Here is a 2,702-nt window from a genome sequence, read left to right on the forward strand (position 1 = left end):
GAGCCGCGAGATACACCGTGGGGAGAGCGATATGCGATCATAAAGGACCCCGATAACAATTTAATCAGTCTCGTCGCGTAGCGAAGAGAAGGAATGCGCCATTAAACAACAAGCAGATGGGAAGCACCGTCGCCAGTGTATCTTCGCCTGTTTGTTGTTTACAGAGGAATAAATGAATACCAAAATCACCCGAGGAAGCCATTGCGATACAGAAAAGTAGATCACCAGGTGGTCGTGATTTTCCGCTGTATAACGTTGATGGTGTAGCCAAAATTGGAGTGTTTCATGTTGGAGGAAAATAACAAAAAGAATGTTCAAGTGTTCAGCTAACGGATACGATAGTGTGGAGCTGCTGTGGGGCAGCTCCACTTTTATATCCGTTAAAGTAACGGGCAGATTACTTTAGTTATATCAATTTTCTACCAGTAAGCTAACATATTTTTCCCGAATACAAATTGGTCGGACACGATATGTCGTGGTACCCCCTGTATACTGGGCTAATAAGTCAAATTTCACGAGGAGGAATAAAGGTGCAAATTCGAATCGCCACGTACGACGAACAACGGATGGCCGTCATTCAGGAAGCGGCGAAGCAGTTCCGCAAGGAGCATCCCGGCGTCAGCGTCCTGCTGGAGCTGGTGCCGAATAGGGCGGCGCTCAAGCAGCGGCAGCTGGCCGGCGAAAACGGGCCGGACATCATCGAATGGGAAGGGGCGAACATGGGGCGGTGTCTGGAAGCCGGGCTACTGACCGACTTGTCCGAATTCACGGACCGTGATCGGGTCGATCTGGACGATTATTACCCGTGCATTCGCGGGGCCGTGACCGATCAAGACCGGATCGGCGCACTGCCGGTGATGGCAGAAACGATCGGCGTATATTACAACAAGGAGCATTTTGACGAAGCAGGTCTCCCGTATCCCCAAGAGGGGTGGACGTGGAACGAATTCGTGGAGACATCGGAGAAGCTTACACGGAGAGACGAGCAGGGAAACGTGACCCGTTATGGTGTATTTGTGAGCTTCGGCTACATGCTGTGTATCGAGCCGGTCGTCTGGAACAACGGCGGTTCGTTCCTGTCGGAAGACGGCAAGACGCTGGACGGCTATCTGAACCACCCGGCGACGATTGAAGCGTTCGAGCAGTATTTGGGCTTAATCGATAAAGGATTATCGCCGCGTATGGGCGTCGGGCGTGATTCATGGATCGATTGCTTCGTTCATGGCAAAATGTCGATGTACATGGATGGCAACTGGGCGATCAAGCCGATGTCGCCTGAGCGGAAGAGCAAGTTCGGGGCCATCGGTTTTCCCACGAACAAGCTGCAGCCGAAGGCGAACCTGTTCCAGGTGTGTGGATACGGGATATCCTCGACTTGCCGGGATCGGGAACTGGCCTGGTCGTTCCTGCGCAAGCTGGCACTACCGGGCGGCGGCATCGATAAGCTGTGGTCAGTGCTCAACCTCGCCGTATCGAGAACGATGGCGGAGCAGAGCGGGCAGGCGGAGGACACTCTGTATGCTCCATTTTTGGAGGAGCTGAAGTACGGGCGTCAGAGCGCTTACGATTGGCCGGGCATGATTTCGGCGTTTCACCACCAACGCACGTTCGATACGCTGCGGCATGCATCCGATGCGAAACGGGTGCTGCACGATGTGGTCGCCCGGACGCCGGTACTCGGACCGGTTGATTTCGCATCGGACTTCGTTCATTATGGCGCATAGGAGTTGAAGAAGAGCGTGAGCAATATGCACCGGATTTTATGGTTCGACGAGCGGATCCGGGCGAAGCAATACCCGAACGCCAAAGATTTGGCGGAGCAGTTCGAAATCTCCGTCCGCCAGGCGGGGCGCGATATCGAATACATGCAAAACTCGCTCCGGTCGCCGATGTCGTACAATGCGAAGCGGCGGGGATACGAGTATACGGATGAAGCGTATGTTTTGCCGTCGGTGTTTTTGAACGAGACGGATATCCGAATCTTGAACTTCTTGATTTATAAATACGAGGAAGCGGCCGGCTCGATGGGGTATGTGGAAGGGCTCGACCGCGTCGTGCAGACGCTGAAACGATTCGTTCCTTACCAGCCCGAGGAGAGCGAGCTCCCGGTATTCGACGTCGATCCGTTGGTCGCCGACCATAAATATGCGATCGATCTCGCGATCAAACTGAGCGAGAAACTAAGCTTAACGTATCAGGACGGGGAAGTATTTACCGTTACCGTTCATCCGTACCGCACGTACTCGCAATCTTCGCGGATCTATTTGATCGCGTATTGTGAGCAGTCTGGGGAAGTGGAATATTACGGCCTCGAGCATATCATGCAAGTCGCCTCTACCGGAGAAGAGTATTGCAAGTTTTGAAATCGGCGGACGAGACGAAGGCTGCCAGCGGAACCGGCAGCCACTATTGGATAACAGGCATTTATCCGTGAAGTGTTAAATTTTGGACTTTGGGGGCGGAATTTGCTCTTAGTGCTTAATCTCTAAAAACCTTCGTCATTAACCTAACGGGTAACGATAGCTCAATATCACCATGACAAAAGCTGCCGCGAATGATTCGGCAGCTTTGTTGTGCTACCCCGAAAATTTCACATAGCATAGATCTAAAATTGGCAATACGAAACTAAGCCCAGCTTTAGTGTTTTTTTAAAAACTGTGCTTCATAGAATTTATGTGAAATCAAGATGGTTACGAGGCTGT

The 2,702-nt window shown here is 52.0% G+C and carries 2 protein-coding genes; both read left to right on the top strand.

Annotated features, from left to right (window positions below; all coding sequences use genetic code 11):
* Positions 1–530 precede the first annotated feature (530 nt).
* Entirely contained in the window at positions 531–1,724 is a 1,194-nt protein-coding gene (locus ACFQI7_RS37675; protein ID WP_218103576.1) for an ABC transporter substrate-binding protein, read from the top strand.
* Positions 1,725–1,748: 24 nt separating this feature from the next.
* Complete coding sequence (locus ACFQI7_RS37680) at positions 1,749–2,363, top strand: helix-turn-helix transcriptional regulator (RefSeq protein WP_230415807.1); 615 nt, start codon at positions 1,749–1,751, stop codon at positions 2,361–2,363.
* Positions 2,364–2,702: the final 339 nt, after the last annotated feature.

Source organism: Paenibacillus allorhizosphaerae, assembly GCF_042659105.1.
Classification (GTDB): domain Bacteria; phylum Bacillota; class Bacilli; order Paenibacillales; family NBRC-103111; genus Paenibacillus_G; species Paenibacillus_G allorhizosphaerae.

Coding starts and splice junctions, on each gene's coding strand:
- ACFQI7_RS37680 (WP_230415807.1), top strand. CDS start 1,749: ATGCACCGGATTTTATGGTTCGACGAGCGGATCCGGGCGAAGCAATAC.